Raw genomic sequence first — 25,503 nt, forward strand, 5'->3', positions numbered from 1 at the left:
GCAACAGGCTATCGACGATGAAATCGACTAAGAAAGTCTGTCAATCTCCGACTAACATCATCCGCATCAATTAGGTCGCGGGGATTGCGATTACCGCCGGCCACATTTTCCAGATTTTGTTTGGAAATTTTTCGAATGGATTTTTTCTGTTGATGACGATTTTTCATGATATACCTCATAATGCAGATACAATTCAATTATAGTCCAAGAGATTGAAATACGCGGCAGAGAAGAAGTTACTGCTCAGGCGAAGGTTTTTGTCGTAGTTGCTTAATCTGGCTTTGCTTTGCTTTTTCCTGAAGCATCCGCTGTTTTGCGCGCCGGGAACGTCGCTGTTTCTGGCGCCTAAATTTTTCAATCGCCTGCTGCGTTTTGGATTTTTCTTCACTGCACACAGTGTGTATTTTTTCGCAGAGACGCACCCGTGCAAAATAGCGATTGTCCTCGCGGTAGCGCGAGTCCTGGCATTTTATTTCAAATCCTGTGGGCAGATGCTTAAGGTACACAGTCGACGCGGTTTTATGCAGTTTCTGTCCACCTTTACCGCTGCCAATGATGAATTTTTCCAAAAGATGCGTTTCGTCAATCCCAAGTTGAGCCATGCGTGCGTTCAGGCTCTCCCATTTGTCTTTGCTTATCATGGTTAACCCACGGTGAATGATTGTTGACAGTATAGCAAAGACAGAATTGCAGGTGTTATCAGGAGCTTAAGTAATATTGGGTTGAATAGTGGGGTTGGTTTCCTATAATTTGATTAAATAATGGACTAAGGACATACCATGCCCAATCGCATACAGCCGGAATATGAAATTGGACCCAACAATGCCGGGAAAATGATTTTACGCGGGTGTTTTATGAATGTATCCCGGGACTGGATGGATAATACGTCCGGCCAGGTCGGATCATTACTGGGCAGATACCTGGATAATCGTCAGGGCGAAGCAACGGCCATTACTCTTAATTACTCAGACACCGTACCGCCAGGACGCGAGGAAGGGCCTTTGAAAGTGGATATTGATTTCATGGCTTCGGTGGTTTTCAGGTTACGTGCGCTTGAAAAAAGAGGTGCCGATTTGACGCAGGCGCGTTCAGAGGACATTGCCGATCAAGTCGATGAACAGGTCATGGTGCTGCAACAGGCAATTGCTGATTACACCGAGCAATGCGCAGAGCAAGAGGTTGAGCCCATGTTTACCGGCGTACCGGCGGTCATTATTAAAAACGTATTGGGCCGCACAGCCGTGACTCATAATCACAGCATGAACTGGGAAGTCAGAGGCCAGCCCGCTGTGGATATGTTTGCGGGAATGACCATTCATCAGCCGAATTCGGGATACGAACCTCCTACAATTAAGTGAGTTTAGCTGGTCTGCAAAAGAGTCAGGCCAGCTGGTGTTTCGCAGGGGAGAGGAACAGGAGTCGACGTAATCCATACGCTTGCTGTCGGTGGTGAAGACGTTTACACTCCGTGCTTTCAATTAATCGAAAAAACAATGAAAAAAAGCCTCCTTTCCCTGGTTTTATTAATCCTTTGCATGAATCAAGTCGGTTTTGCTTACCCGGTTGGCCATCCCTTTCCGCCGTTTCAAATAGCCGGAAACCTGTATTATGTTGGAACCGATGATTTGGCGAGTTATTTAATTGTGACTCCCGAGGGGAACATTCTCGTCAACAGCGACCTGGAAGCCAATGTGCCCATGATTAAAAAGAGCATTGAAACCCTGGGATTTAAATTCAGTGATACCAAAATTCTGCTTGTCAGCCATGCGCATCTCGACCACGCCGGGGGCAGCAAGCAGATTAAACAACAAACCCATGCCCGGTACATGGTGATGGCAGATGACGTGCCAATCGTGGAGTCCGGGGGGCGGTCCGACTTTCATTACGCCAATGACAGCAGCCTGTATTTTGCTGCCACCCCGGTCGATAAAGTCCTGCATGATGGGGAGCAGGTTAAACTCGGCGGAACAGTCTTAACCGCCCATCGCACGGCTGGGCACACGAAAGGATGCACAACCTGGACCATGAAAGTGAATGACCAGGGCAAAACCTACGACGTGGTGATGGTAGGAAGCCTTAACGTCAATCCAGGCTATAAGCTGATCAATAACACCGCCTACCCAGAGATTGCGACTGATTTCAAGCAGGCGATTGACGTCATGAAATCCTTGCCCTGCGATATTTTTTTGGGTGCACATGCCGGTTACTTTGATCTTGAACGGAAATACGCTTTATTGAAGACGAAAAACGAGAACCCCTTTGTGGATCCTCAAGGCTATAAAATGCACATTGCTAAAAAAGAGCAGGAATTTTATGCTGAGCTTGAAAAGCAAAAAATGAATTCCAAAACTAAACAATGACGGCGCACGCGCCCCTTGGACGCCTGACTTTTCCCGGAATTGAGTCTTGACAAAGCGAGGTCAGCTACCCTCATCTGTGAGCTCATCCGCTGTCTTGCCCGCAGGCGGGCAACTATTCGATACTCGCATGGTGAGGCCTGGGAATGGGGGAATGAGTTGTCGCTCTGTTTTCATTTCGAAAGCCATTAATCGATGTCAAGACTGTATTTTTATTTCTTTTCTGATATTCTGTTGGGGCAGTTTCATTACCCCAACATCACAACAGCCTGTGGATATCTTTTTTAGTCAGCTCGTCTTTTTTCTCAGCCCATCCATGACAATCATCTAAAATACTAGACTGTGCCTGATTTTTTCAGCTCGTGTGGTTCCAGGATTAACAAAAGCATTATCCACAATAACTGTGGATAAGTCTGTGTATACCCTGTAAAACCCGTTGATCAGAGAAGAAATTCCTGGGTGTACAGGAGTTATCCAGAATGAGGTTATCCCTTGTTTCGAGGAAACTTAAAGAGGCCCATCCTGTGGAGGGCCCAGTGGGATTATCCAGAGATCATTGGCTACGAGGGACACTTGACGCAGGCAGGTCAATGAGTTGCGCCGGTTTTGAACGGATGTTGGCGTAACAGCGTAAAATTGCGATCAATAAGGGAACCACGCCAAACACTATAAAAATAACATCCCCAGGGGTGCGCAACCATTCAATAACGCGTGCGCTGTGCAGGGCGGTGTACTCAAGGCTTCGGGCATGCCAATACCCGTTATGCAGCACATCCGCAAGCTGCATAACACCGCCCGGGAATAAACTCATGATCAGCATTAACACAAGCCCTGCATTTAACCCAATGAAAGAAAATTTGACGTAACGTTCCAACGATTGCCATTGAGCATCGGTTGACACGTGACGCATGGCAAAAACCAGCAACGCCAGAGCCAGCATGCCGAAAACGCCCATCATGGCCGCATGCCCATGATTGGGGGTAAGCATGGTGCCAATTTCAAAATAACTAACGACCGGCAGGTTAATCAGGAAGCCAAGGATCCCGGCACCGACAAAATTCCAGAAACCGACGGCCATGATAAAGTAAAAGGTCCATTTGTGGGGAATATGCACAGGCTCGCCGGAGGGAAGGCGTTCCATTTCGGTGACGCGAATAAAATCTCAGGCATCGAGGGTCAGTAAGGTCAAGGGAATGACTTCCATGGCGGAAAACACCGCGCTAAAGGCCATGTTGGCTTCGCCGTGGCCATTGAAATACCAATGATGACCGGTACCAATGAGGCCGCCACCAAAATAAAGAATGGCATCCAGATAAATTACCCGAATTGCGGTGGTGCGCGCAACCACGCCAAGGCCTAACAGAATGAGCGCTACCAGTACTGTGACAAAAAACTCGAAAAACCCTTCCACCCACAGATGAATGATCCAAAACCGCCAGGTGTCGACAATCGAATAGTGAGTGGTGCTGTCGAAAAACATTGCCGGCAGGTAAAAAACGGGTATGGCAAGAGCTGCGAAAAGAAACAGGCGCGCGATTTCACGTAATTCAGGATCGTGAATGACCGGCATGACGTTGCGTATCAGCAGGAATAACCAGAAAATCAAACCCACGGCTAAGAGAATTTGCCAGAATCGCCCGAGTTCAAGGTATTCCCAGCCCTGTTGGCCAAACCAGAACCAGTACTCCTTCAACCACTGAAAAGTTCCAGCCCATTCACCCAGTAAGCTACCGGCGACGACGATAAAAAGGGCCGCAAACAACACGTGGGTAAAGAGAGTCTGGTGTTTGATTTCACGCCCACCCAATTCACGGGACAACAGCATGGCGCCGGCAACATAGGACGTGGCTATCCAGAAGATGGCCAGTTGCAGATGCCAGGTGCGAACGACGTTGCTTGGGGAGATGGACGACAGGTCGAGGCCGTAGAAATCACCGGGTTCCGCGCGGTAATGGGCAGTCAGACCGCCAACCAGCGTTTGTGCTAAAAACAGCACCATCACCACTACAAAAAATTTAATGGTGGCTTTCTGGCTTGGGGTCGGGTTGCCGATGGCAAATCGCGGAAGGATTTTCTCCCGGCTCCGTTTCCATCCCAGGTAATCAAATTTGCCAAAGGCTAAAAGCACCAGAGCAGTTCCGCCCAAGAGTGCAATCAGGCTTAAGGCGCTCCAGAGAACAGCGGAACCACCGAGAAAATTCCCGGCATCTGGATCATAGGGGAAATTATTGGTGTAGGTGGTCGTTTGACCGGGGCGGTTGGTGACGGATGCCCAGGCCGTCCAGGCAAAAAAGGCAACCAGATGATTTAATTCGTCACCGCGGGTAATAAAATTGGCCGGCAAACCGCCATTGTCAGCGGTTTTGGTAAAATAGGTCGCCCACCAGTCAATTTGCCTGGCATAAGAAGCCGCCTCGCTGTCACTTAAGGTTAAAATACCGGTTTGCCGATTGTAGCGGTTGGTTTTTAAAACCAGTTGGGTAAGGGAGCGGGCCATCGCCTGTTCGCCTTCATTCAATTGTTTAAATGACTTCTGGTAACGCGATTGGGCGAAGTCATCATGAAGGTTTTGGGTTAAATTATGCAGGTATTGAGCGGAAAAATCGGGACCAAGGTAGGCGCCGTGTCCCCAGATGCTGCCATTGTCCATTAATCCGTATTTTAGAAAAACGGCTTGTCCGGCCAGGATGTTGTCTTTGGTAAAAATCACCTGACCCTGTGAATTGACTACACGGTCGGGAATAGGTGGCGCGTCGCGGTAGACTTTGGCTGTCAATGCAATGAGGACACTAAAGCCTAACGCCATCACAATAAAAACAGCCCTGTGCCACCAGGGCGATATATTGTCAACGTCCTTTGCCGATTTCCTTTCGAATTCCATACTCATTCCCTGACTGATGGCCTGGAGGGTTTCCAGACGATGATTTTATGAACATTAATACATAAAACACCTGGTTCAATTTATCGGAAGTAACCGAAATCTTCAATATATCAGGGACTTATTTTGCCAGTTGCCCCTGACCAACGGACGTCTCTTGCGGGCTTAATAACTCGGGTATCTCATAACCCGTGGGGTGAGGGACCTCGTCGATAATATGCCGATCTTCAATGTCTTTTAAATAAACCTGACCGTGAGTAAGTTTTTTTAAATAATAGGGATCAAGAAAAGTGTAGATGAGGGTTTCCACGGGATATTCCAGTTCGGCCAGTTCATACTCGTTCAGTTTTTTTTCTGCGATTAATTCTTTGAGCAGCGGTTTAATGTAACCATGGAATAAAAAGAGTTCTTTTAGAGACAGGTTTAGGCATTTAATCCATTCACCCACATACGAGTTTGGGGTTAGTTTAAATTGAACCGTCTCCTCCACCAGCGAGACATCGGTATCCAATGCCAGAGTATGGTATCCCGGGATAAAAGGAGCGATAAAGACGTAGTGCCTGGTTGCCTTACCCAGGGTGATGTCCATTGAAGAGAAAGTGCTCAACTGCTCCGGAATTGAGGTGGCCGGGTAGATTTTCCCCGCCCAGACGTCGACAACAAGGGCCCGATCGCCCCAGGTTTTAAACTGGGCAGGATTACTGTCCGGATCACGGCTTAATACCACAAAACCATGATCGCTATTGCTGATTTCAAACAGTTCGATGCGCTCATTTTTCAGATTCAATTTATTGAAGAGATGCACAAAAATGTCACTAAATTCCGCGCAATTGGCCTTTTTGGCAGCTAATGGGATTTCGGCGTAGGTTTGGAGCAGGGTGTTACGGACAGAGGGTGTGAAATGGGCAGTTATGGAGCAATATTCGTCGTCTTCCTCGTTTTGGTAAGTTACCTCTTTGTCGGTAAACAGGTGTTCGTATTTTTTTCTGTCCGCTTCATTGCGACAGTCCTTTATTTCCCTGTGCAATAGCTCAATGTCCTCGGCGTCTTTCCCACTGATGTCTGGGTGCGTTGACGATAAAAAATCCGTTTGGCGGATCTGATTGACTAGAAGGCAAGCAATTTTCACAGTGCCGTACAAAGGACTGTCTGGCTGTATTTTGTATTGATTGCAAATCGTTTTTAAATCGACGGGTGTGGTCAGGGAGGGGACGGACGGCTTCACGTACGGCAACAAACACTGATAAAGGGCTTCCTTTTCCTCGGGGGCGATTGATAAGCCCCTAATCAGATGAATGGGCAGTAACCCTTTTTTATTGGGGGTGTAAAGCATTCGGGCCAGGTGCTGCTGATTGGTTTGAGTCACATAATGGATTATTTCCGAAGCCGAGGTGCAGGAGGATATTGCAGCATGGAGTGGGGTATGGTCAGCCTCAGTCGCAACTGTAAATGCTGTCTTGGCGGTAAAAAAAGAGTACTTGTCTTGCATGAAGAATAAACACCAATTAATTGACCAAATATTGTACCAATAATTCCATCTTTGAGCAATTGGACTTTTTCCTGGTCCTAACCCCATGATAAACAAAAAAATCCATCCTGATCTATACTGTAGCTATTCAACCATGTTGCATGCAGGGAAGGAAGCGAACCATGTTGCACCCGCTTGATAATCGTTCGATTTACAACTGGTATGATTGGGGCATGAGTGCCCTGCAACCTTATTCTGACTATTGCCTGACCATGTCCCGTCGTTTCAGACGGGTTGCCGACAGCATGGATTTGCCTGTTAGAATTCCCTATCTCTCGGAAGATCAGACCCAGCTTATGGCGGGTTTTCTTGATTCAGGCGTGCGGTTTAACCGCGAATTGTCGGGGTATTTTTATGTATTTCATATGATGACCAATATCTATGACAAGCCGCATTTTAATATCACCGAAGTGAAGATAGGCGATGAGTATTACGACATAGAAGAAGAAATTGTTGACAGGAAAAGCTTTTGCAATCTGCTGCGCTTTCGCAAGAAAGGCCTCGACAAGACACTTCCCAAATTGCTGCTGGTGGCGCCCATGTCCGGGCATTATGCGACCTTGCTTCGCGGCACGGTCAAATCCATGCTGCCTTGTTACGATGTTTACATTACTGACTGGAAAAACGCCCGTGACGTGCCGCTCAAGGAAGGAGCCTTTGATCTGGATGATTTCATTGAATACCTGATTTCCTATTTTCAACTTTTAGGGCCTGACGTCAATGTCATGGCGGTGTGCCAACCGACGGTGCCGACATTGGCCGCACTGGCCATGATGTCGACTGAGAATGATCCCAAAACGCCGCATTGCGCCATTTTACTCGGCGGCCCTATCGATACCAGCCAATCACCAACCTCCGTCAATGAACTGGCGGTTTCACGCGGCGATGACTGGTTTCAGCAGAATGTGATTACCATGGTTCCTGCCCGATTCCCTGGCGCCATGCGGCTGGTTTATCCCGGATTCATGCAATTATCGGGCTTTTTAAGCATGAACATGCAAAGGCATCTGGAATCGCTTAAAAATGCCATTGACAAGTTTGCCTTAAAGAAAAGGGATGAAGCCTTTAAAATCATTGAGTTTTACCTTGAATATTTTGCCACCATGGATTTAACCGCGGAATTTTACATGCAAACCATTCATACGGTCTTTCAGGAAAGTCTGCTGGTTAAAGGCCGCTACAAGTCCAAAGGTCGCAGCATTCGTTTGCAGGACATTAAAAAGACGGCCATTCTGGTGATAGAAGGCGAACACGATGACATCACCGGCCTTGGGCAAACGAAGGCGGTGATTGATTTATGCAAAAATTTACCTGTTGACATGAAGGAGTATTTTTTGGCCATGGGGGTTGGCCATTATGGCTTGTTTAACGGCAGAAAATTTTCCCATATTATTCTGCCGGAAATTAAAAAATTTACCCGCGCCCATCACGGCGACTAACTTCAGGCTGACGGGATCGCGCGAACCCAGTCCCGTTCAGTGGTTTCACTGAAATCCATGGTCAGTTGCGATGCCAGATTGGTAATGGCGTTCTTAAGCAATAGGAACAACTGCTGCCGTTGTTTGCGGTTACCAATGTTCAATGTGTCGTTTAAGGCGAGCGATAAACCCTGAGCCGCCGCATCAAAGGCCGTTTCGGCCTCACGGATGCTAATGGCCTCGTAATGATCCTCAGTCACCCGACCGAGGGTGTGCATGGATTGTGCAAAAACAAAGCGTACCTCGTTGAGCGGCAGGCTTAATGCCGTATGGGTTGGCAGCGGGGTGGGGTTATTGTAAAGCTCATCGAGGTAAAAGCGGATTTGTCGGGGGTAGAGAATAAAGGTACTCCCGGCCGCTTCCCGCGTATCAATCGCCTGTTGATAGGCAGTATCACTCAAGGTGTAATCATTGATGTGGTTGATTTGGCGACTAAATTCAGGCTTTTCAGCATTGGCACAAAGATGAATATAGGTTTTGGTGATGGTGGCCCAGGGACCGGCGTTGTAGCCGGCATTCAGAATCATGTCCAGGATATTCTTGTCGGGATTTTTAAGGTTACGCAGGCAAGCTGCAAAATCATCGGCTGATGGCCCCCAGGGATCCTGGTTAATGGCATACAGTCTGAGTAAGGTATTGTATTGGAAATAGGCCGCGGCCAAGGGGCCAAAGTATTTATTGTCGAGACTGTCAGGGCCCTTTTTAACGGTCTGTTGACCACTGTCCTGATCCGCGATGCGATAGCCTAAACTCTTCTGCAGCACGGTAAAATTGATGAGGCCTACGCCGCTTTCCAGCCGTTTACCATAATCATTGATTTGGTAAGGGCCGCCCTGTCCGGGTGCCAGCAGCATGGAACGGATGGTTGGATCGGGATTTATCCAGGGTGATGTGTTTTTGTAAGCTGCGGTTTGCAGGTTTTCCTGCAGTAGCTGTCCAAACAGGGAACCCGCCATGTAGTCAGTATCGAATGCCAGCTGTGGATCATGCTGATGAATCAAGTAAGCATACATTGCTCCTGCCACGAGGTTGGCAATTAGCAAATCGCGCGTGTTGTCGTCAAGGCTAAGATTTTCCGTCTGCTCGTCAAGAGCCACTGGAAAACTCAGGTGATAATAAAGGTGATTGGGTTTAACGGATTGGGCCGTAAGGGAATTGACCAGCAAAAGACTTAAAAAAGCCAGAACAAGAGTTCGCATCATTCACATCAGAATAGAATAACCGGACCTCCATGATAAAGGGCAATTATTAGCACAATATTAAATCAGTTAAAGGTAAAGGGAGTATTTAAAGCCAGAAAATGAGAACAAAAAGGTATAAGAGGGTCATGCCAATGACCGGAATAATGACAAACCCCAGGAACAGATGGATCTGGAGACGGTTTTCGGCTGAAGCCCTGTAGTATTCTTTTACTTTGGCTAATAATGACATGATCGGTTTCACCCTTTGCTGATGCTAAATCTCTGCCGAGCAACAATCCATTTTGCCTTGATAAACAGGCCGCGTCAAAATGAATGTGAGCTAGCTGCTGCGGCCCCAGGGGCCACGCGGTCTTGCTCCCAGTTCATCGGGATCATGGAGTTGGGTTCTGTAAGCATTGTCTAAAAATTTTTTAACCCCATCGACCATGCCAATGGCCTTTTCTTGCGCCTTGGGAGGGATTTGCGCTTTAATCAGTTTTTCAAGGGCATCGTACACGTTGGGTTCGCCTTGACTTTTATGATTGGCATAGCGATGCGCCATTCTCGCCATGCGATCGACGATGGCTTCATCCGGCAGGCCAGGTGAATGAAGGTGCTTGCTTAAGACTAGAAAAATGTCAGCGACGGTGGGAGGCGGCATTTTGACAGGGGCGTAGGCTAAGGCTGTTATGGGGGGGACCGCGATTGCTTTCGGTTCAGTTAAGGGACGGCTGCCCCCGTCGGGAGGCACATAACCGCCGACACTGCTTAAGCTCGGCGGCGTGTAGCTGCCGCCCAAATCGGCTTCCTCAGGGGCTGTGAGCTGTTGCCATAGTTTGATGTCTACAGGGCCTTTATCGGCCAATATTTTTGCGGCCGTTCCATAAAATCGCTCCAGGAGGGCCTGGGTGCTTTTCTGGTTTAAATGCAGGTTGATGGCCAGCGATTTAATCAGGGTTTCGTACGTCAGTTTCCAGGTGGCGATGCTGTCTGCATCAGCCGACGTTAATGGTTTTTTCCAATCAATAATCCGTTGCGGCTCAAAATCAAAAAACACCACCCGGCCATTGGCAATCACTGCATTTCTGGATTCAATGTCACCGCTTCCTTTCATGAATTTTCGATCTTTATCGATAACCCCTACAGACAGCATGGCCAATGACAAGTCCAACGCATCCTCAATGATTCGTGCGGTCTGTCCTTCAACAGCTGCCCATTTACTGGACGGTTTGTCATAAGCGGCGCGAATAAAATAGTTATCGCCGGAATGAATAACCGGTAAAAACCCGGGTAACCCTGTGGCCTGCAGTAAGAGGGAAGCATCCCTGTCCGCCCTGGCGCCTAAGCCTTCTTTAAACAAAATGCAGGGCGGATGCGATTCATCACGGTTTGTTGATTTTTTTTTGCCCACCATCACCACAAGGCCATCGCTGTCTTTCGTGGGGGTGAGATCATAGTACAGATGCATGGTCTCTTTCGTCAGGGGTATGGTTTTTCCTTGGCTGAGCCTTTATTAAAGGATAGGACAAAAGCGGTGGATTAAGAAAATTATTTACCCATTCGTTTTTTGATATGGTATACAGAGAGCTATTTAAGGGAGAGATTTATTGCAATCGCGACATGAACGATCAGACGCACCCGCTGCACTGCTTCCCCATACCGAAGAAAACCCCTTCTATGTGAATGTCAAATACCTCCTTGATCCGCATTATCGCGAAGGCGATGCGAAGACGACCCCTTTTCTCTATACCACAGAGTTGACTTCCTGTGTGGGGATTGGGTTGATTCATCGCGAGGGCGGGGCAGTTAAAAAACTGGCTCTGTATCATTCGGCAACCGAACACATTGGTTGTGAGGATGACTATATCCGTGCTGCCATTCATTCACGCTTTGAGCGCAACATGGGGGTTAATCAAAAAAACTTAATTCGGGCGCTATACCGTTTTTTTTATGCGATAGAGAATGTTCACGACGTGACCATCGTCATTCACAGCAACAATGGCCCGGAGCAGGGCAGTCACTCGCAGAACGATGATTCCTATCGAGATGTTGTTCATTTTGTGCAACAGGTTTTGCAGGTGATGGGTCACGTCAAATTGCCGAAGGAGAATTTCCTCTACAGCTGCCATAGTCCGGCGTTTGGGATTATGAATGACGGTAGTTTTTTTGCTGTGAGTCGACCAGAACATGAAAAACTGGCGCAGAAAATTGCCCATTATGTGGCGGAAGAAATTCTTTCCCTGCCGCGTAAATTGAAGCCGTTGCAGGGTAAAAGTATTTTTGTGGATGGCCATAAAAAAAAGGTGAGCGCCCTGGATTCTCACATGCTGCAAACCATTCGCGAGGCTGAATGCGGAAAGAGGACATGGGTAGATGCCTGCTATGGGCTGAATGAGCAGATAAAGATTCTACAGGAGAAAAAACCGAAAGAAGCGGCAAAATATGACCGGGTTCGATTCATGCTGCAGTTACTCGACGACGCCAACATGTTCCTTTGGCATACCATCGAGGAGGGGAAACGGCTAAGGCCTTGAGCGTTTCTTTATGCTCGAGGTGTTTTAAAACAACCGTTGGCAGGGGAGAGGCAGGAAAAAGTGGGATTTTTGTCAATTTTAGTTTAAATTGATAAAAAATCTCCCTATTGCCAAGGAGAAGAAAATGATTTTCATCGCCATCCTGCTGATGATCCTGGTAGTCATTTTCTATGTGAGTGCAAAGCCTCAAAAACGTGACCGCCGATCGCCTCTTTACCGGTCGTCCTCTCTTCTTTCGCAGGAAGCCACCTTGATTATCCCGTCACCGGAGTTGCCCGTCTCCCCGGTCATTGCGCCCCCGCCTGTGTTAACGCCCCCCGCTGAACTGGCGGCTTTCCATTTAATTACCAGAACAGAATGTCATCCAGAGGTCGTTGATAACATCATTAAAATGACGCAGTCCATGCCGCGACCGCATCCTTTGCTGAAAGCGCTGACGAGCAATCTGGATAACCCCGAAAAACTATACCAGGTGGTCAAAAGTGATGCAGAAATTGCGGCTAAAATTTTACGTACTGTCAATTCCAGTGGATTTTATCTGACGAAGAAAATAACGCATTTAAACTATGCCATTCTTTATTTGGGCAGTAACATGGTCAAAAACATCGCCTTGCAATGCGTGATGAAGGCCAATGTTCAATCACCCGATAAACGGCTTAATCAAGCCCTGAAAACCATCTGGGCACAAGGCTTTTTAGCCAGTTCTCTCGCATTTCCCCTGGCGAAACAATTGGGCTTAAGTCATGCGGCTGAATTAGGAACTCGGGCTCTGCTGGCTTACATTGGCAACCTGGCCATCATCACGTATAAGCCACAGTTGGCTTATTATTTAATCGAAAATTATTCGCTGTTTGAGCGAACCAAAATAGAACAGCAGGAGTTGGGTCTTAATGCGGCCATTGTGGGCAGCGAGTTAGCCCAGGCGTGGCAATTGCCTGAGGAGATTGTTGACGGAATACGCCATCAGTTGCTTCCCCTGGGTGTGCCTCCTCCCCACCATCCGCTGGAAGGCAATGCGCTCAGGGATTGCCTCATCACCTACGTTTGTTGCCGTGCTGCTGAAATGATCATCAATCAGGGACTAAACGATGTGGGTGAGTTAAATTTAAAGGATGAGCGGTTATTGGAGTTGTTTTATCTTCCTGCCTACCTTAACCAGGCTGGCTTACAGGATTGTCTGGATTTGCCCAAAAAACAGGTGTTTCGCATCGAGGTCAATAAATTGATTCAAAAAATGGAGAGGCCAGTTAAAGCCGCGCCAAAGTAAAGCATTTAATTATTCAACAGAATTGGTTTTAAACGTTCTGATGACTTCCTGGGTGTCGTTATTCACAATTGAACCATGGTATCGTCCCGAGCCATTTTGAGCCTGGGCAATCATCCAGGCAAAAAGCTTATCGATGTCATTGCCTTCTTTTTCCGCAATCAAACGATCGCCAACATACACCTTTGCTGTATACAACATAAAATCCCTAACATCCACCGCAGTTAATAGGCTATCCCTTTAAGTATGGCATACACGCAGGGAAAGGCGTTTATGTGCTGTCCTTTTTTGTGGAAAATTTTTCATAATCACCCCAAAAATTGGGTGGGGCAGGGTATTGGCTGCCCGTTGCGGAATGATCGCTTGGGCGGTAGCTGCATCCTGCCTTGTCATAGAACCAGCGGCTGGTATTGCCGGTCAGGTAGACTTCATCCTGATTGGGTTTGTAAAGCCAGTGCGTGATTTCAAAATCGCCTTTAAACATGTCAGTGCATACCTTGCTGGCCTCATTCACGATTTTGGCGATGGCCTCGTTATCATAATGACCTGCATCGCCCTGAAACGAACCGCCGATGTAAGGGTCGGCAAGCGTTGCGCTGCAAAAAAACAGCAGGCAGGCGGGGAGTATGGATTTCATCGTCTGTCCATTCCGTTGTGTCTTGCTTTTAGTATAGACGCCATCAGTTCGGCTTGGGGTAATAAAATTGATAGGGTCGAGTGGTTTTATTTACCACTGCAAACGGTGTTAATTCATGGGGGCGCAGACTGTCTTTACCAAGAATATCAATGACGTTAACGCCGCGAATGACTTCAGCATCTGCCACGAGCGAGCGGTGACAGCGCCAGGGTACGGCTTCGGCACACAGAATGACAACCGCCCGCTGGTTTTTAATCAACGCATGCAATTCGTTAAGTCCCTGAAAGAAGGGTTTGGTTTGCATGTAATCAGCGAAACCGCGAAAACTGGCGTTTCGCCACCCGGTATTAATGGAATCAGGCGAGGTTTTACGCAATCCGCCCAATCGTGGCAAATGGATGTAGGCGATGCCTTCCATGGCCAGGGATTGACGCAGTTCCGCTTGATTAAACCACGGCACGTGACGGGAACGCGGCACCGTACGAATGTCAGCCACCTGAGTAATGCCATGGTGGTGCAGAATGTCAATAAATTCTGCGAGGGGATGGGTTGAATGGCCCAGAGTAAAAAGCCGCGGCATCTTTCGTCCTGTTAATTTGATTGTTTTATATACATAATGGTTCAAAAATCAAAAGGCCGTCAATGGGTATCCTGAGCTATCTTTAAAAAGAGGTGAAATCAGGGAGAAAAACATGAACTACGTGGATGGATTTGTTTTACCTATTCCTGCGGATAAAATCGAAGCCTATCGCAACATGGCCAAATCCGCGGGGGAACTATGGATGGAACACGGTGCCTTGGCCTTTCGTGAGTGCGTGGCAGACGATACCTCGGCTGAGGGTATGGTTCCCTTCCCCAAGCTGGCTGGGGCCTCAGCCAATGAAGTCGTCATTTTTTCCTACATTGTCTTTAAATCCAGAGAACATCGGGATGAAGTCAACAAGCGGGTCATGGACGATCCACGCATCAAACAAAACATCGAGGAGTTTGGCGAGCTGTTTGATTGCCAACGCATGGCGTATGGCGGATTTAACGTTCTGGTTGATTTATAGCCACTCAGCCATTATGGCCAGGTTATTTTCGCATGGCTGCGGCGGCCTGGTCCACTGTCTGCTGAATGGCAGGATTTTTAAAAATCAGGTGTTCATGAACCCCAAGGGCAACCAGGCCAGGAGCTAACTCGGTAATGATTGCCAAAGCCGCTTGCTTTTCGGCTTCACTGCTTAAAGGGCTGGCCATGATTTCCGCATTACGCAGCACCGCGGCCACGGTGCCTTTTCTGACGTTCATGTTGTTGTAGCAGGCATAATTTTCCGCATCAGGTAGAATGTCTTCTGGTCTTTGGGCACGCATGGTTTCTCATTGGAATGTTATTCTTGTCTTAATGGAAGATGGGGCATTTTGTGTCGATTTCAAGGTACCTCCTGTTGTTAAAAAAGCAGGAAGCTTCTGTTTTTTCATTGCATTTCATGGCCTTATAAGGTAATAATCATCGCGTTTAATCCAAGCGCAAACCCTTTGCGTTGGTATGACTGATATTGCAATTCAAGGCAGGATTATGAAACGAAACAGAATAATAGGATTTATGGCAATGATGTCGCTGGCTAATTGGTCCTATGCCGATTTTACTTTTTACTCCAGTTCGCCGAACCAGTGTGAGCACATTGCCGGAAACTGGGCTGGAAAGGGCATGGCGTCGAGCTGGTTGACTGGCGAGTGCCATTATCATGGCGCCGGTCGGGTCAGTGCGGTAAACAACAATGGCCAGTTCAGTATTGAATTGACAGTGGATAAAGATTCCGGCAGTTTTATATGCCCCAGTCACACGACCCGCCAATTGACTGGCACCTGCCGAGATGGCGTGGTAACTATTCAAACAGAATACGGCAGTCTCAATGGTCATTTCAGCGAAAGCACCGGCAATGCCAGCGGTACGTTGACGGTAAGTCCCGGTATGAGCGCGGAAGTCAGTGTTCAATTTTATCGCAATAGTCATTAACTTGTTGTAAAGCCTGCCTTGTGGCAGGCTTCATCGGTGAAGGATTGGTTTATGGGCAGGGGCATGTTATAAGTGAGAGGGTAACGGATTTACCAGGGATAATCATCGGTTATGTCAAGGATTGGTCTTATCAGACAGGGTTTCTTCAACCAATCATTTAAAGCCAGTCAGCCACCCCCTTTTTCATTTATCGATGACTTTAATCTAAATCAGTTGCGATTTGAATTTTCAAGTCTTTATTCGCTGTTTATCGCTAACCAATCGTTAATGAAAAACCATCAGGAAATGGTTTTCTACCTCGACTATCTAAGCCAAATTTTAATGGGTTATTATACGGCCGATTACGTCGCCAACGAGTTGGAAACAATTCGCCTGAAAAGGCAGACCATTACCCGGTTCATTCAAGACGATTTTGTTTCAGAAAAAACACCGGAGGACCATGAAAAACGGGTGGATCAATCCCCTTCATCGCCGTGGCTGACGCTTAAAAAAACGGCCGTTTCCGTGGGGAAAACAGTGAAAAGTTCCGCGCGGTTTCGCAGTTACTTAGCCCGCCTGATTGCGGCACGATCGTATTGGAATACCAGCCGTTCACTTGCCAATCAGATGATCCGCCTTGCGGTGGCCTCGGGGGTTTCATCCGAGTTAATGCGATTTAATCACACGCTGGGGGTTTACTGCGGGGTTTCTGAGGTCATGCAGGTCCTGGAGAAAACGCAGGGGGTGCTGCGGGTTTCCAGTGTGGCTTTAAGCGGTTTGCGCTTACTGATTAATACGTCCACTTTCATTAAGCACCTGATTCATGCCGCCGGTGATGACACCCTGTCGCTCAAAAAAGTGTTCCTGCAGGAATGTGAAAAGCGCATTTATACCCTGATGGATGATTCCATGTGGACCAGTATGAATTTTATTAATAATTACCGGGAGTTGGTTAACTTGTCAGCCCCGGCCGCTGCCCGCCTTAGTTTGATATGCCTCGGGATGGATGCGGTGATGCTGTTGGTCAGTTGGCTCATTGAGATGAAAAATTATTGCCAGCGTCTACAGGAATTAACGATTAAAAAGAAAGAGGACATCACCGCTTGGGAGGCCGCGCTTATTCATCGCCAGATCAACCTGCTTGCCGATGAGTGGCAAGTCCAATGCGACCACCATGTGTTTAATCTGGTTGCCGCAGTCCTGCTTTGCACGGTGTTTGCGATGACCCTGCTGACCGTCAATCCGGTTCTGCTGGGCGCTCTGGCGGTGTTGGGTATGGTGGGTAATGCCATGTACAATTCAGCCAATGAGTTTAAACAATACCGGCAGGCCGCCACACGGGTCTTGCGTGAAAAATCAAACCACCGCAGTGGCCTTGACGCAATTCAGCCATTAGCTGAATTAAAGGCCAGGCAGGATGACGCATTTGCTCTTTTTGTCGACGCCTTCCTTTTTAATGTTGTCTTTACCGCCTCATTGATTGCTGTGGCGGCTGTTTCACTGCCTTTAGCCGGAATGATGGTGTTGTGCTATGGTGCGTATAAACTCGCACAGGCTTGTGGAGAAAAAGCAACCCCGACTGAAACGGTAGTAAGCCCTGAGTGTGTCTATCGCCTGTCGATGGATTTCCATTAACCTCATGAAACCCAGCGCCTGAATCGGCGCTGGATTTAAGCTTAACGCCAGCAGCGTAGAAAACCTCGGGCATTGATCCAGCAATCGGGACGTCCCGGAACAGGTCTTGCCCAGGGGCCTGGGCTATTGGGAACGCAGCGTCCAAAAGCCGTCATGTGATAACCAAACCCACAGCCCTGTGCGGCCTGCGTTGAGGAGGAATAGGCAAAGCCTAGCATCAATGCACTGCCAAGCAATAAGGCAGACAGCAACGGGGTACGGCGGATTGACTGTGTCTTCATGACATCTCCTTTTTTTCTATTCCCACTAAGTATAGAAATGATTGTAAAAAATGCCCAAAACAGAGGCAATTGCATGAATTTTAAACGATAAATAATCCTTTGGGTGACAGGGTGTTTGCGTATTTTTTAGAATAAAGGCATAGTGGTCATGGGATTAACTTTGTAAGGATAATGAATGAGTCATCAACACCCCCATCAAGGTACTTTTTTCACGCATGGGCATGGACAGAACCAGCCTCATGGCCTACCGACGCACCAGCACCAGCATCAGCACCAGCATCAGCACCAGCATCAGCATGGCCATACCCCGGTCTTTTTTCCGCCGGCACCGACAGTTGTCGTTCAACCGTCTGTGCATCAGCACCACCATCATGGGCACTCTCATTCGCATTCGCATTCTCACGGTCGCTGAGGCAGTGGAGGCAGTTACCCGTTTTCGGGGTAACTGCCTTAGGAATGCGCTTCACAAAACGCGATAAACTCCTCCGCAGACAGCGCCTTTGAAAACAACCAGCCTTGCCCGAACTCCACGTGACGATGAACAAGGTAATCGACTTGTTCCGGCTTTTCGATTCCTTCAGCGACCACTGCAAGATTCAAGGTTTTTGCCATTTCGATGATGTGGGGCGTGACGCTGCTGGAGGCGGCGTCAATGCCAATGGTATCAATGAATGATTTATCAATTTTTAAGATATCCAGTGGAAAATTCTGCAGGTAAGACAGGCTTGAATAACCAGTACCAAAATCATCAATCGCCACAATGTACCCGGCTTCTCTGGCGCGTGTTAAGGTTTCTTTGGCTGATTGCGCTTCAAGAAAGCCGCGCTCGGTGGCTTCAAGCCATACCTGACTCGCCTGGATACCGGTGCCTTTCAGTTTGTCATGAAGCACATCCAGAATACGTCCACTTTGAATATCGCGCGGGCTTAAATTAATGGATATGTGCAGGGACGGATGAGCGGATAAAAAGGGCCCAAGTTCTTCAATGATGGCTTCAATGATTTTATCCGTAATGCCTAAAATCAAGCCGCTGTCTTCGGCCTGAGGAATGAAAAGATACGGTTTAACCATCCAGCCGTCAGGACGTCGCCAGCGGGCCAGAGCTTCAGCCCCGATGCATTGGCCTGTTTTTAAGTCAACAATGGGTTGGTAATGGGCTATTAATTCATGATTTTCAATGGCGACCGCGAGTTCACCGAGCAGGGAAAGGCGCTGGCGGGAATAGTAAACAACCATACCAATCACAAACAGCGCGATAAGCAGCCCGAAGGGAAGAAAAAACAATTGCGTCTGCTTGAAATTGTCATAGACACGGGATTTGGGTTCAAGCGAAAACACCAAAAACTGGCTTTTTTGAGCAATTCCAACCAGATAGCCCGCCATCGAACCATGGATCTGGTTTTCTTTATACTGAGTCAGCAGGTGTTTAATAAGGGTCGGATCAGGATTATGGAGTTGCCCAAGCAGTTGGCCTTTACGCGTCACAATGGCAATCTGAATGTCCGGATCGACGATAATATCCACGAAACGCTTCGGCTCGATGAGGAATTGATAATTTTTATACTTAAGCGCGATGAAATGTTCGCGATCATTAAGTAAGGATTGGGCATCAAACGACGCCTCGACACCATAAGCGGTTATGTAATCGGCAGAGAATGGACGTAACTTACCGCGTATCGGTCCCCAGGTTGTGCATATCAGTCTGTCTTTGTTAAAATAGCCCACTTCTTCAACGACGCGATTATCCAGCGTTATTTGACGCATTAAATGAATATGAGCTGGTGAGCAGGGCTCTTTAACCGGGGTGTTGGCCAGTGATTGCAGCGCGCTGTTGGCTTGAACAAACGTAATGAAGGCACGGGTTAAGGCACGTTGGCTGATGTCAGCCAGGTAGTCTTTTTCCAGTTGTACTGCACGGATGAAAGATAAATAAAACGCAGTGCCAAGAGGCAGGATTGCCCCGACCAAGGCAAGTAAAATAGTCAGAGTTATCACACCGGTGCGACGCAATCGATCATCCTTATCCAAGACGCCACTTTATAATTATACAAAATTTTACCAAAAGCGGCGTCATTTACGGTGATTTGTTTGCGGATTATTGGCTGTCAAGCCTGTTTTTTTATTAAAAATTTGGTACGATAGGTATCTTCCTGCTGGATCCACTCCCTGCCACAACCTGTGGATATTTTTTTGAGCACTCCGGTGTTTTTAGTCGACGTCTTGCTTACCACAATTTAAAAACTCAGCCCCTGTATGGATTTTTATACCCCCATTTTTTGTTACCTTAAAAGTATTATCCACAAAATCTGTGGATAAGTCTGTGCATACACTGCGAAAAATCCCAAAATACAACCCCGTTTGCAATTGCTCAAATCTTTCCCAAGCGGTTACGTGTTCTGAACGCCAATGTAGACGGCGCATTCAAGTGGCCCGGAATAATGCTCAAAATCAACCTGGTAGGTGCGTCGGTGGCCTGGATTGGCTGCGAAGTATGCCCAAACCGATTGCCAGGCATGAATAATCGCCTGGGGCATCGCTCCTTGACTGCTAAACACCAGGTAAGAGCCCTGGGGTATCGTTATTCTGGCGAGTGTGGGCTCGGGGGCTGGATGATCTGAAAGGGCAACCCCCGCCGTCACGGTGTAGGCGCCATTGACGTCGGACTCGTAATCAGAATACACCCCGTAAAGGCCGGTATGGCCTGATTTAACCCAGGCTTGCTGATGCAACTGTTGCCACAAGGCAGGCAGTTTCGCAGTGGATGGATTGAATTCACTGGCATTGTCGGTGCGAACCGACAGGCCAAGGATAGTAAATTCACGTACAGTTTGAAGCGTCGGTTTGGCAGGAATCATTCGCCGGTTCCTCGGTTGAAAAGGGTTGCATGTATCATACTTCCCTCCCGGCGATGATTCCAGAGTGCCTTTAACTCGGCTTGGTTTTTAACTCCATTGACAGACGCTCCTGAACCTCGTTGCCCTGAGCCTTGTCGTCCCTGACTCCCTCTTCAGCGTTGGGCGCGGTAGAAAAGAATTCATTTGAGTGATGCTTGCGGCTGGTATAAATTTTATTTAACTTATAAAAAGCCCTATCGTGAAGTTTGGCAATTTTCGCTGGATTGTCCACCGTGGCTACGAATGAGAAAATATGGCGGATGATTTCATCAGAGAAAACACTTAATGGGCTATTGGCCTGGGCTTGTCCCTGCAGGATAACTAAAAAATTGACCACCGTCTGCAGAGGAAGCTGGCACAGCCTGTTAATTTCCTTTTGTTCGTCAGGGTAGTCCTTAGCCCCAATATCCACATGCAATGAGAAAGGAAGCAATCGGTTCTGGATTTTTTCAATAAACCCGGTGAGATCCTTCTTGCTGAATGCATTGCCAATCAGGCTGACCCTCAAGCCATTGGGTAACCGATAGGCTATCTGCGCCAGGGTGCTGAGCGTCTTCTGGCCTAGGCTGTTCTGATTGAGGATGAGGGTTAAATTCGCTGGGCATTTTCCCGATTGCAAGGCGTCCCACAGCGTTTTAAGCGCATCATCATCCAAGCGATTTTTACTGAGATCGATGCAGGTTCCCCGATGCACATTCCCTGAAGACAAGGCCTTAGCCAATGCCTCGATACCCACGGCATTGATGTCGTTGTCTTTGACACTCAAGGTTAACAGCGGGGCGTTGTGTTTCGCCAACAGGATTGAAAGAGTTTGAAGACCCTGGGAGGCCAGTCGATTGCCCTCAAAATCAAGACTCAACTGATGCTGGGAGTCAAGTTTTTCCAGAGATTTGGTCATTGCCCAGCTGCTGCGTGGCGTCAAGCCATTAAAACGCAGAATGATGGTTTGTTTTTTAGGGTACTTCGGGCTGTCAAACGCCTCGAAAAGCTTGATGGCGCCTTCGTCTTTCAGGCTGGTGCTACTTAAATTCAGCGTTAAATTGTCAGATGCTTTGGATAACAGGGTATTTAATTGAGTGACCGCTGTTAGGGAAACAGGGGAGCCGGACAAATCAAGGGTGAAATCCTTGGGGCATTTTCCCGAAGCAACGACTAAGGCCAGAGGGGCTAAGCTGCGAAAAGCATTTTGTCCAAGTTTTAATGTGATGGAGGGTGGGAAGTGTTTCAGGTGGTTAGCTAAAGAAGCAATGGCGCCATCACCGAGTTTATTGAAGGTTAAATCAATAGCAACCGGGGATGAGAAAGAGGCTTTGGAGAGGGCGAGCCATAATGCCTGAATTCCTTGCACGGAAAATTGGTTAGCGCTTAAATTATACGTGATGGTCTGGCCATTGGCTGACGATCGCAAGGCGTTCGCAAGGATTTGCAGATCCTCGTCGTTGAGTTTTTGATTGCGGCAATCAATGATTCCGTTGGCAGGAAATTTGCCTGCCTGGATGGATTTAATGAGTGTACTAAGGAATGGCTTCATCATTTCGCCTGTCAAACGATGGGATTAGAATAACATGAATGAATAAAATATGACCAGTACGTATCAATGGTTTATCCCTGCATATGGTTTTAAGTCAACTTCTACTCTGACTGATACGTCATCCATTGGTTCTGTTTTTTCCGATACAGGAAAAAAACCAGCCTTGCTCTGCTCCCGTTTGCGGTAAATACTCAGCAATTGATGAGCGGCCAACCGGTGGAGTTTGGTCACACTGGCCGGGCTTTCATGCACAACGCAGTCTGAAAAAATGGTGGTGATGATTTCAACCGGTAAACGGGACAGCGCATGATCCTGCGCATGCCCCTGGAGGACAGTCAAAAACGCCAGGGCACTGTGGAACGATGCCTGCGTCAACTGATTGAGCTCGACCTGCTCCGGCGACTCTGGATTGTTACTTAGCAGAATACGACACCCGACAGGAATCCATTTTTTCCTTAATCCGTCAACTAACTCCCTTTTGTCTTCCTCGCTGAATCGGTTGTTGCTTAAATCGAGGGTCAATCCTGTCGGAAATCGCTCAACACGCCCAAGGAGGCTTTTCAGAGTATCCCCGGTTAAACCATTCTCACTTAAATTCAGGGTCAAACGGGCAGGGCAGGTTTCGGAGGTCAACGCCGGCCATAGCGCAGCCAAATCACTGTCTTTTAACTTATTTTTAGCGAGGTTAATCACCGTGCCGTTTGCGATTTTTGCGGTTGAAAGGGTGATGGCCAGTGTTTTGACGCCAAGAAGGCTAAGTTGATTATTTTTAAAATTAAGCGCCAATGGTGGGCAGGATTCACGCTTTAATAGTTGCCAAAAAGCCGTTGTGCTATGGGATGTGAGGTTGTTGCCGGCCAGGCTTAACGCGAGGCAGTGTTTAGGGCTTGCCTGAGTGAGTGTTGCCGCCAGGCTGTGTGCCCCTGCGTCAGTTAAGCCGTTAAAATCAAGGATAAGTGTTTGCTTCAGGGGATAGCCGTTGGCTTGGAGCGAGGCCGCGAGAGCATTCACCCCCTCATCGCGAATGCTGTTGCTGCTCAGATTAAGTGTTAAATCATGGGGTGCAAACGGTAAGGTTTTAGCGAGCGTGCCCATGCTTTTGGAGGTAAGCCCATTGAAACTGACGTTCAGGGTCAATTGTTCGGGGCCGCAAGCCAGTTTTTCAGCGACTTGGGTCATGCCGGCATCTTTCATGTCGGTGCCTTTTAAGCCAAGCGTCAATCGCTTCGGCCAACGTTTCGACGCCAGTGATTGGGCGAAATGGGCAGCAGCGGCCTCTGAAAAGGCGCGGTTACCCTCAAAATCAAGGGTTAAATCTGTCGGGCAATGACCGGAGGCGAGCGCGGCGGCAATGAATTGGGCACCGTCAGCAGAAAATCGGTTATAGCCGAGCTTGAAGGTTATGAACGGTGGAAACTGACCACTTGCCAGCGCTTTGGCTAAACAGCGAAGCGCTTCATCATTCAATTGATTATGGGACAGATCAAAAACCAAAGGGGAGGAGAATGTCAGGGTCGTCAAGGCATGGCAAAGCGCTTCAATACCCGCCGCTGTGAAGGCGTTATGACTTAAATTGTACGTGATGGTTTCACCGTTTTGCGGTGCGCTTAAAACCTGAGCCAGTGCTTCAATTTCGCTGTCGCCAAGTGCGCGATAACTCAAATCTATCCGGTAATTTTTCGGAAAATGTCCTTTTTTTAATTCGTCCAGTTGAGCTGCGACAAAGGGATGCATAGCGGACTCCTGCCAGTAAAATTGGCCGAAAATTGTACCATAAATCACCCCATTTGACCACACAAAATACTAAAAAAACAAAGAATAAACAAATTGGCTATACTTTTTGTACACGGATGAAGGAAAGGTAGGAAGCCATGTACATGCCCGAGCACGACAGCACGTTCGCACGTGCTTTATTAATGGAGTCATCCCGCTCTCCGCAGGTCAAAGGCACCTTGGCTTTTGTCGCTGTGCAGTTGTCCGATAAAGTATTAGCACCCATCATTGGCAAATTAAAAGAAGGTTCGGTATTAACGGAAGAAGAAAACCAGACCATCGAATTTCTCGCCACCGAACATTCCAAAGAAGGGATGCAATGGGGTGGAGCCATGCCTGAATTGACCAAAGGCGAGATCATGGGGTCAAGGGCTAAAAAGCTGGAATTGTTAGAGATTCTGGCGACGCGTCTGAGTGGTGAGTACATTACGGAGGTGGATGACGAGGAAAAACTCGCCGGGGTAATGAAGGCCATGACAGACTGCAGTTTCTGCTATGTCGAAAAATTAAATAGCCTGCACTCAGAAAAGTTCAACCAGATTAAAAGCAATATCTTCCCAACACCGGAAGAATTAGCCATCCGTGTGACGCGCAAGGAAGTGGGACAGAAAGATCAAATTGCCACAACCTTTGGTATAGGAAGAGAATTGGGGGTTGACCTGGTGCCGAAAGAAAATCCCATACTCCCTGGTCATGAAAGGGTGCATGTTGCGGGAAAATCAGCGTTTGCCGGTGCCGATACGATGTTGCGGGTTCAGGTGCTGCTTAAGTCCTATCAGGATGTCAAACAGCGGCATGACACGCTTGAAGTGGAAATAGAAGCACAATCCCTTCTCCACGACACCTCCGGCATGGAAGCAAGACTTGCCGAGCTTAAAAAGGAGATGAAAACCCTAAGCGATAAACTGACATTTTATCGTGTGCCACTGGACAGGCCAGTCACCCTTGAGGAATTGATGCCCCCTAAACCCTTTATCGAAACCCTGGCTGAAATGGGCGGAAGCCCCGGTAAACTGCCTCTGGTGGCAACTGCCTCAGGCACCACCGCCCGCACCTTGATTGCTTTGCAGGATATCGGCGCGTTTAACCAGAGTGGGTTTGATCCTTCCATTGCGCAAACGGTGTCCTCCACCTTGTGCAGCACCATTGTTCATGGCGGCCATCATTCCGTACTGGAAGTGGGGGAAATGTATAATCGATTATTGGATTATCATGCCATTAACGCCGTGGAATCAGGCTATTCTATGGATGAGCGGGCCATGCCTTATTATGAAATCGGCGACTCGTTTACCTTGGTGCCTCCGAGTATGCGGGAAGACGTCGGACTCAGGCAGCAATCCCTTCAGTCGATTGGCATGACGAAAGGATTGAAGTCGCAACTCACTGATTTTAAACAAACCGAAAACCCCACTCCTCCCAAACCTTCGGGCGGCTATCATTTTTCCTGATTAATCTCCTCTACGCCTCCCTTCACGGGGAGGCTTTCTTTCGCTGTAAAAAACGGGTGTGTGAGAGGGGGCCTTGCAGTATAATCACGGTTTTATCCCGGAATGT

The 25,503-nt window shown here is 47.9% G+C and carries 25 protein-coding genes and 1 pseudogene; 10 read left to right on the forward strand and 16 right to left on the reverse strand.

Going from position 1 to position 25,503, the window contains the following annotated elements; translation table 11 throughout:
* Positions 1-8 precede the first annotated feature (8 nt).
* Positions 9-167: a hypothetical protein gene (locus GH742_RS06635; protein ID WP_203456633.1), complete on the reverse strand. Its 159-nt coding sequence runs from the start codon at positions 165-167 to the stop codon at positions 9-11.
* A gap of 69 nt (positions 168-236) precedes the next feature.
* On the reverse strand, positions 237-641 hold the full coding sequence (locus tag GH742_RS06640) for a peptide chain release factor-like protein (protein WP_203456634.1): 405 nt from the start codon (positions 639-641) through the stop codon (positions 237-239).
* Positions 642-779: 138 nt separating this feature from the next.
* On the opposite strand from GH742_RS06640, the gene GH742_RS06645 reads away from it, so the two are divergent.
* Together GH742_RS06645 and bla are read left to right on the forward strand one after the other, a co-directional pair.
* Positions 780-1,358: a hypothetical protein gene (locus GH742_RS06645; RefSeq protein ID WP_203456635.1), complete on the forward strand. Its 579-nt coding sequence runs from the start codon at positions 780-782 to the stop codon at positions 1,356-1,358.
* A 135-nt stretch (positions 1,359-1,493) separates the two neighbouring features.
* Positions 1,494-2,360 (forward strand): subclass B3 metallo-beta-lactamase, encoded by an 867-nt coding sequence (gene bla, locus GH742_RS06650; protein WP_203456636.1) that lies wholly within the window; start codon positions 1,494-1,496, stop codon positions 2,358-2,360.
* 550 nt (positions 2,361-2,910) lie between these two features.
* On the opposite strand, the pseudogene GH742_RS15850 reads toward bla, so the two are convergent.
* Both GH742_RS15850 and GH742_RS06665 read right to left on the reverse strand, forming a co-directional pair.
* Positions 2,911-5,244 (reverse strand): annotated as a pseudogene (locus GH742_RS15850) (nitric-oxide reductase large subunit).
* A gap of 112 nt (positions 5,245-5,356) precedes the next feature.
* Positions 5,357-6,724 (reverse strand): hypothetical protein, encoded by a 1,368-nt coding sequence (locus GH742_RS06665; protein ID WP_203456639.1) that lies wholly within the window; start codon positions 6,722-6,724, stop codon positions 5,357-5,359.
* Between the two features lie 161 nt (positions 6,725-6,885).
* On the opposite strand from GH742_RS06665, the gene phaZ reads away from it, so the two are divergent.
* Positions 6,886-8,202, forward strand: a complete 1,317-nt coding sequence (gene phaZ / locus GH742_RS06670; protein ID WP_203456640.1) for a polyhydroxyalkanoate depolymerase — start codon at positions 6,886-6,888, stop codon at positions 8,200-8,202.
* Positions 8,203-8,204: 2 nt separating this feature from the next.
* Here phaZ and GH742_RS06675 read toward each other — a convergent pair whose 3' ends face one another.
* From GH742_RS06675 to GH742_RS06685, 3 genes are all read right to left on the reverse strand, one after another.
* A complete protein-coding gene (locus tag GH742_RS06675) occupies positions 8,205-9,443 on the reverse strand; it encodes a hypothetical protein (protein WP_203456641.1) in 1,239 nt (412 codons plus the stop codon).
* 85 nt (positions 9,444-9,528) lie between these two features.
* Positions 9,529-9,672 carry a hypothetical protein gene (locus GH742_RS06680; RefSeq protein WP_203456642.1) on the reverse strand — a complete coding sequence of 48 codons (144 nt, stop codon included), beginning with the start codon at positions 9,670-9,672 and terminating at the stop codon, positions 9,529-9,531.
* 90 nt (positions 9,673-9,762) lie between these two features.
* Positions 9,763-10,890, reverse strand: a complete 1,128-nt coding sequence (locus tag GH742_RS06685; RefSeq protein WP_203456643.1) for a hypothetical protein — start codon at positions 10,888-10,890, stop codon at positions 9,763-9,765.
* A 139-nt stretch (positions 10,891-11,029) separates the two neighbouring features.
* Here GH742_RS06685 and GH742_RS06690 point away from each other — a divergent pair, with 139 nt between their 5' ends.
* Complete coding sequence (locus GH742_RS06690; RefSeq protein ID WP_203456644.1) at positions 11,030-11,956, forward strand: hypothetical protein; 927 nt, start codon at positions 11,030-11,032, stop codon at positions 11,954-11,956.
* A 124-nt stretch (positions 11,957-12,080) separates the two neighbouring features.
* On the forward strand, positions 12,081-13,223 hold the full coding sequence (locus GH742_RS06695; RefSeq protein WP_203456645.1) for an HDOD domain-containing protein: 1,143 nt from the start codon (positions 12,081-12,083) through the stop codon (positions 13,221-13,223).
* A 9-nt stretch (positions 13,224-13,232) separates the two neighbouring features.
* On the opposite strand, the gene GH742_RS06700 is transcribed toward GH742_RS06695, so the two are convergent.
* The 3 genes from GH742_RS06700 to GH742_RS06710 form a co-directional block, all read right to left on the reverse strand.
* Positions 13,233-13,421, reverse strand: a complete 189-nt coding sequence (locus tag GH742_RS06700) for a hypothetical protein (RefSeq protein WP_203456646.1) — start codon at positions 13,419-13,421, stop codon at positions 13,233-13,235.
* A 70-nt stretch (positions 13,422-13,491) separates the two neighbouring features.
* Complete coding sequence (locus tag GH742_RS06705) at positions 13,492-13,857, reverse strand: hypothetical protein (RefSeq protein ID WP_203456647.1); 366 nt, start codon at positions 13,855-13,857, stop codon at positions 13,492-13,494.
* 43 nt (positions 13,858-13,900) lie between these two features.
* Positions 13,901-14,437: a DUF488 family protein gene (locus GH742_RS06710; RefSeq protein WP_203456648.1), complete on the reverse strand. Its 537-nt coding sequence runs from the start codon at positions 14,435-14,437 to the stop codon at positions 13,901-13,903.
* Positions 14,438-14,549: 112 nt separating this feature from the next.
* Here GH742_RS06710 and GH742_RS06715 point away from each other — a divergent pair, with 112 nt between their 5' ends.
* The gene (locus GH742_RS06715; protein ID WP_203456649.1) at positions 14,550-14,909 is read left to right on the forward strand and encodes a DUF1428 domain-containing protein; all 360 of its coding nucleotides are present in this window, start codon (positions 14,550-14,552) and stop codon (positions 14,907-14,909) included.
* A gap of 22 nt (positions 14,910-14,931) precedes the next feature.
* Here the strand turns inward: GH742_RS06715 and GH742_RS06720 are convergent, their stop codons facing one another.
* Complete coding sequence (locus GH742_RS06720) at positions 14,932-15,210, reverse strand: hypothetical protein (protein WP_203456650.1); 279 nt, start codon at positions 15,208-15,210, stop codon at positions 14,932-14,934.
* Between the two features lie 205 nt (positions 15,211-15,415).
* On the opposite strand from GH742_RS06720, the gene GH742_RS06725 reads away from it, so the two are divergent.
* A complete protein-coding gene (locus GH742_RS06725; protein ID WP_203456651.1) occupies positions 15,416-15,856 on the forward strand; it encodes a hypothetical protein in 441 nt (146 codons plus the stop codon).
* Between the two features lie 111 nt (positions 15,857-15,967).
* The gene (locus tag GH742_RS06730) at positions 15,968-17,470 is read left to right on the forward strand and encodes a hypothetical protein (protein ID WP_203456652.1); all 1,503 of its coding nucleotides are present in this window, start codon (positions 15,968-15,970) and stop codon (positions 17,468-17,470) included.
* Between the two features lie 41 nt (positions 17,471-17,511).
* On the opposite strand, the gene GH742_RS06735 is transcribed toward GH742_RS06730, so the two are convergent.
* Positions 17,512-17,751 carry a GCG_CRPN prefix-to-repeats domain-containing protein gene (locus GH742_RS06735; protein WP_203456653.1) on the reverse strand — a complete coding sequence of 80 codons (240 nt, stop codon included), beginning with the start codon at positions 17,749-17,751 and terminating at the stop codon, positions 17,512-17,514.
* 215 nt (positions 17,752-17,966) lie between these two features.
* Between GH742_RS06735 and GH742_RS06740 the strand changes: the two genes are divergently transcribed.
* Positions 17,967-18,230 carry a hypothetical protein gene (locus GH742_RS06740; RefSeq protein WP_203456654.1) on the forward strand — a complete coding sequence of 88 codons (264 nt, stop codon included), beginning with the start codon at positions 17,967-17,969 and terminating at the stop codon, positions 18,228-18,230.
* On the opposite strand, the gene GH742_RS06745 is transcribed toward GH742_RS06740, so the two are convergent.
* From GH742_RS06745 to GH742_RS06760, 4 genes are all read right to left on the reverse strand, one after another.
* A complete protein-coding gene (locus GH742_RS06745; protein ID WP_203456655.1) occupies positions 18,202-19,779 on the reverse strand; it encodes an EAL domain-containing protein in 1,578 nt (525 codons plus the stop codon). The two genes, GH742_RS06740 and GH742_RS06745, sit on opposite strands and share 29 nt — an antisense overlap.
* A gap of 359 nt (positions 19,780-20,138) precedes the next feature.
* Positions 20,139-20,606 carry a GyrI-like domain-containing protein gene (locus tag GH742_RS06750; protein WP_203456656.1) on the reverse strand — a complete coding sequence of 156 codons (468 nt, stop codon included), beginning with the start codon at positions 20,604-20,606 and terminating at the stop codon, positions 20,139-20,141.
* 70 nt (positions 20,607-20,676) lie between these two features.
* Positions 20,677-22,179 carry a hypothetical protein gene (locus GH742_RS06755; protein ID WP_203456657.1) on the reverse strand — a complete coding sequence of 501 codons (1,503 nt, stop codon included), beginning with the start codon at positions 22,177-22,179 and terminating at the stop codon, positions 20,677-20,679.
* Between the two features lie 60 nt (positions 22,180-22,239).
* Entirely contained in the window at positions 22,240-23,910 is a 1,671-nt protein-coding gene (locus GH742_RS06760; RefSeq protein WP_203456658.1) for a hypothetical protein, read from the reverse strand.
* A gap of 137 nt (positions 23,911-24,047) precedes the next feature.
* On the opposite strand from GH742_RS06760, the gene GH742_RS06765 reads away from it, so the two are divergent.
* Positions 24,048-25,397 carry a hypothetical protein gene (locus tag GH742_RS06765; protein ID WP_203456659.1) on the forward strand — a complete coding sequence of 450 codons (1,350 nt, stop codon included), beginning with the start codon at positions 24,048-24,050 and terminating at the stop codon, positions 25,395-25,397.
* Positions 25,398-25,503: the final 106 nt, after the last annotated feature.

This window comes from Legionella sp. MW5194 (genome assembly GCF_016864235.1).
Lineage (GTDB): Bacteria > Pseudomonadota > Gammaproteobacteria > Legionellales > Legionellaceae > Legionella_C.

Coding starts and splice junctions, on each gene's coding strand:
- GH742_RS06635 (WP_203456633.1), bottom strand. CDS start 167: ATGAAAAATCGTCATCAACAGAAAAAATCCATTCGAAAAATTTCCAAA.
- GH742_RS06640 (WP_203456634.1), bottom strand. CDS start 641: ATGATAAGCAAAGACAAATGGGAGAGCCTGAACGCACGCATGGCTCAA.
- GH742_RS06645 (WP_203456635.1), top strand. CDS start 780: ATGCCCAATCGCATACAGCCGGAATATGAAATTGGACCCAACAATGCC.
- bla (WP_203456636.1), top strand. CDS start 1,494: ATGAAAAAAAGCCTCCTTTCCCTGGTTTTATTAATCCTTTGCATGAAT.
- GH742_RS06665 (WP_203456639.1), bottom strand. CDS start 6,724: ATGCAAGACAAGTACTCTTTTTTTACCGCCAAGACAGCATTTACAGTT.
- phaZ (WP_203456640.1), top strand. CDS start 6,886: ATGTTGCACCCGCTTGATAATCGTTCGATTTACAACTGGTATGATTGG.
- GH742_RS06675 (WP_203456641.1), bottom strand. CDS start 9,443: ATGATGCGAACTCTTGTTCTGGCTTTTTTAAGTCTTTTGCTGGTCAAT.
- GH742_RS06680 (WP_203456642.1), bottom strand. CDS start 9,672: ATGTCATTATTAGCCAAAGTAAAAGAATACTACAGGGCTTCAGCCGAA.
- GH742_RS06685 (WP_203456643.1), bottom strand. CDS start 10,890: ATGCATCTGTACTATGATCTCACCCCCACGAAAGACAGCGATGGCCTT.
- GH742_RS06695 (WP_203456645.1), top strand. CDS start 12,081: ATGATTTTCATCGCCATCCTGCTGATGATCCTGGTAGTCATTTTCTAT.
- GH742_RS06700 (WP_203456646.1), bottom strand. CDS start 13,421: ATGTTGTATACAGCAAAGGTGTATGTTGGCGATCGTTTGATTGCGGAA.
- GH742_RS06705 (WP_203456647.1), bottom strand. CDS start 13,857: ATGAAATCCATACTCCCCGCCTGCCTGCTGTTTTTTTGCAGCGCAACG.
- GH742_RS06710 (WP_203456648.1), bottom strand. CDS start 14,437: ATGCCGCGGCTTTTTACTCTGGGCCATTCAACCCATCCCCTCGCAGAA.
- GH742_RS06715 (WP_203456649.1), top strand. CDS start 14,550: ATGAACTACGTGGATGGATTTGTTTTACCTATTCCTGCGGATAAAATC.
- GH742_RS06720 (WP_203456650.1), bottom strand. CDS start 15,210: ATGCGTGCCCAAAGACCAGAAGACATTCTACCTGATGCGGAAAATTAT.
- GH742_RS06725 (WP_203456651.1), top strand. CDS start 15,416: ATGAAACGAAACAGAATAATAGGATTTATGGCAATGATGTCGCTGGCT.
- GH742_RS06730 (WP_203456652.1), top strand. CDS start 15,968: ATGTCAAGGATTGGTCTTATCAGACAGGGTTTCTTCAACCAATCATTT.
- GH742_RS06735 (WP_203456653.1), bottom strand. CDS start 17,751: ATGAAGACACAGTCAATCCGCCGTACCCCGTTGCTGTCTGCCTTATTG.
- GH742_RS06740 (WP_203456654.1), top strand. CDS start 17,967: ATGGGCATGGACAGAACCAGCCTCATGGCCTACCGACGCACCAGCACC.
- GH742_RS06750 (WP_203456656.1), bottom strand. CDS start 20,606: ATGATTCCTGCCAAACCGACGCTTCAAACTGTACGTGAATTTACTATC.
- GH742_RS06755 (WP_203456657.1), bottom strand. CDS start 22,179: ATGATGAAGCCATTCCTTAGTACACTCATTAAATCCATCCAGGCAGGC.
- GH742_RS06760 (WP_203456658.1), bottom strand. CDS start 23,910: ATGCATCCCTTTGTCGCAGCTCAACTGGACGAATTAAAAAAAGGACAT.
- GH742_RS06765 (WP_203456659.1), top strand. CDS start 24,048: ATGTACATGCCCGAGCACGACAGCACGTTCGCACGTGCTTTATTAATG.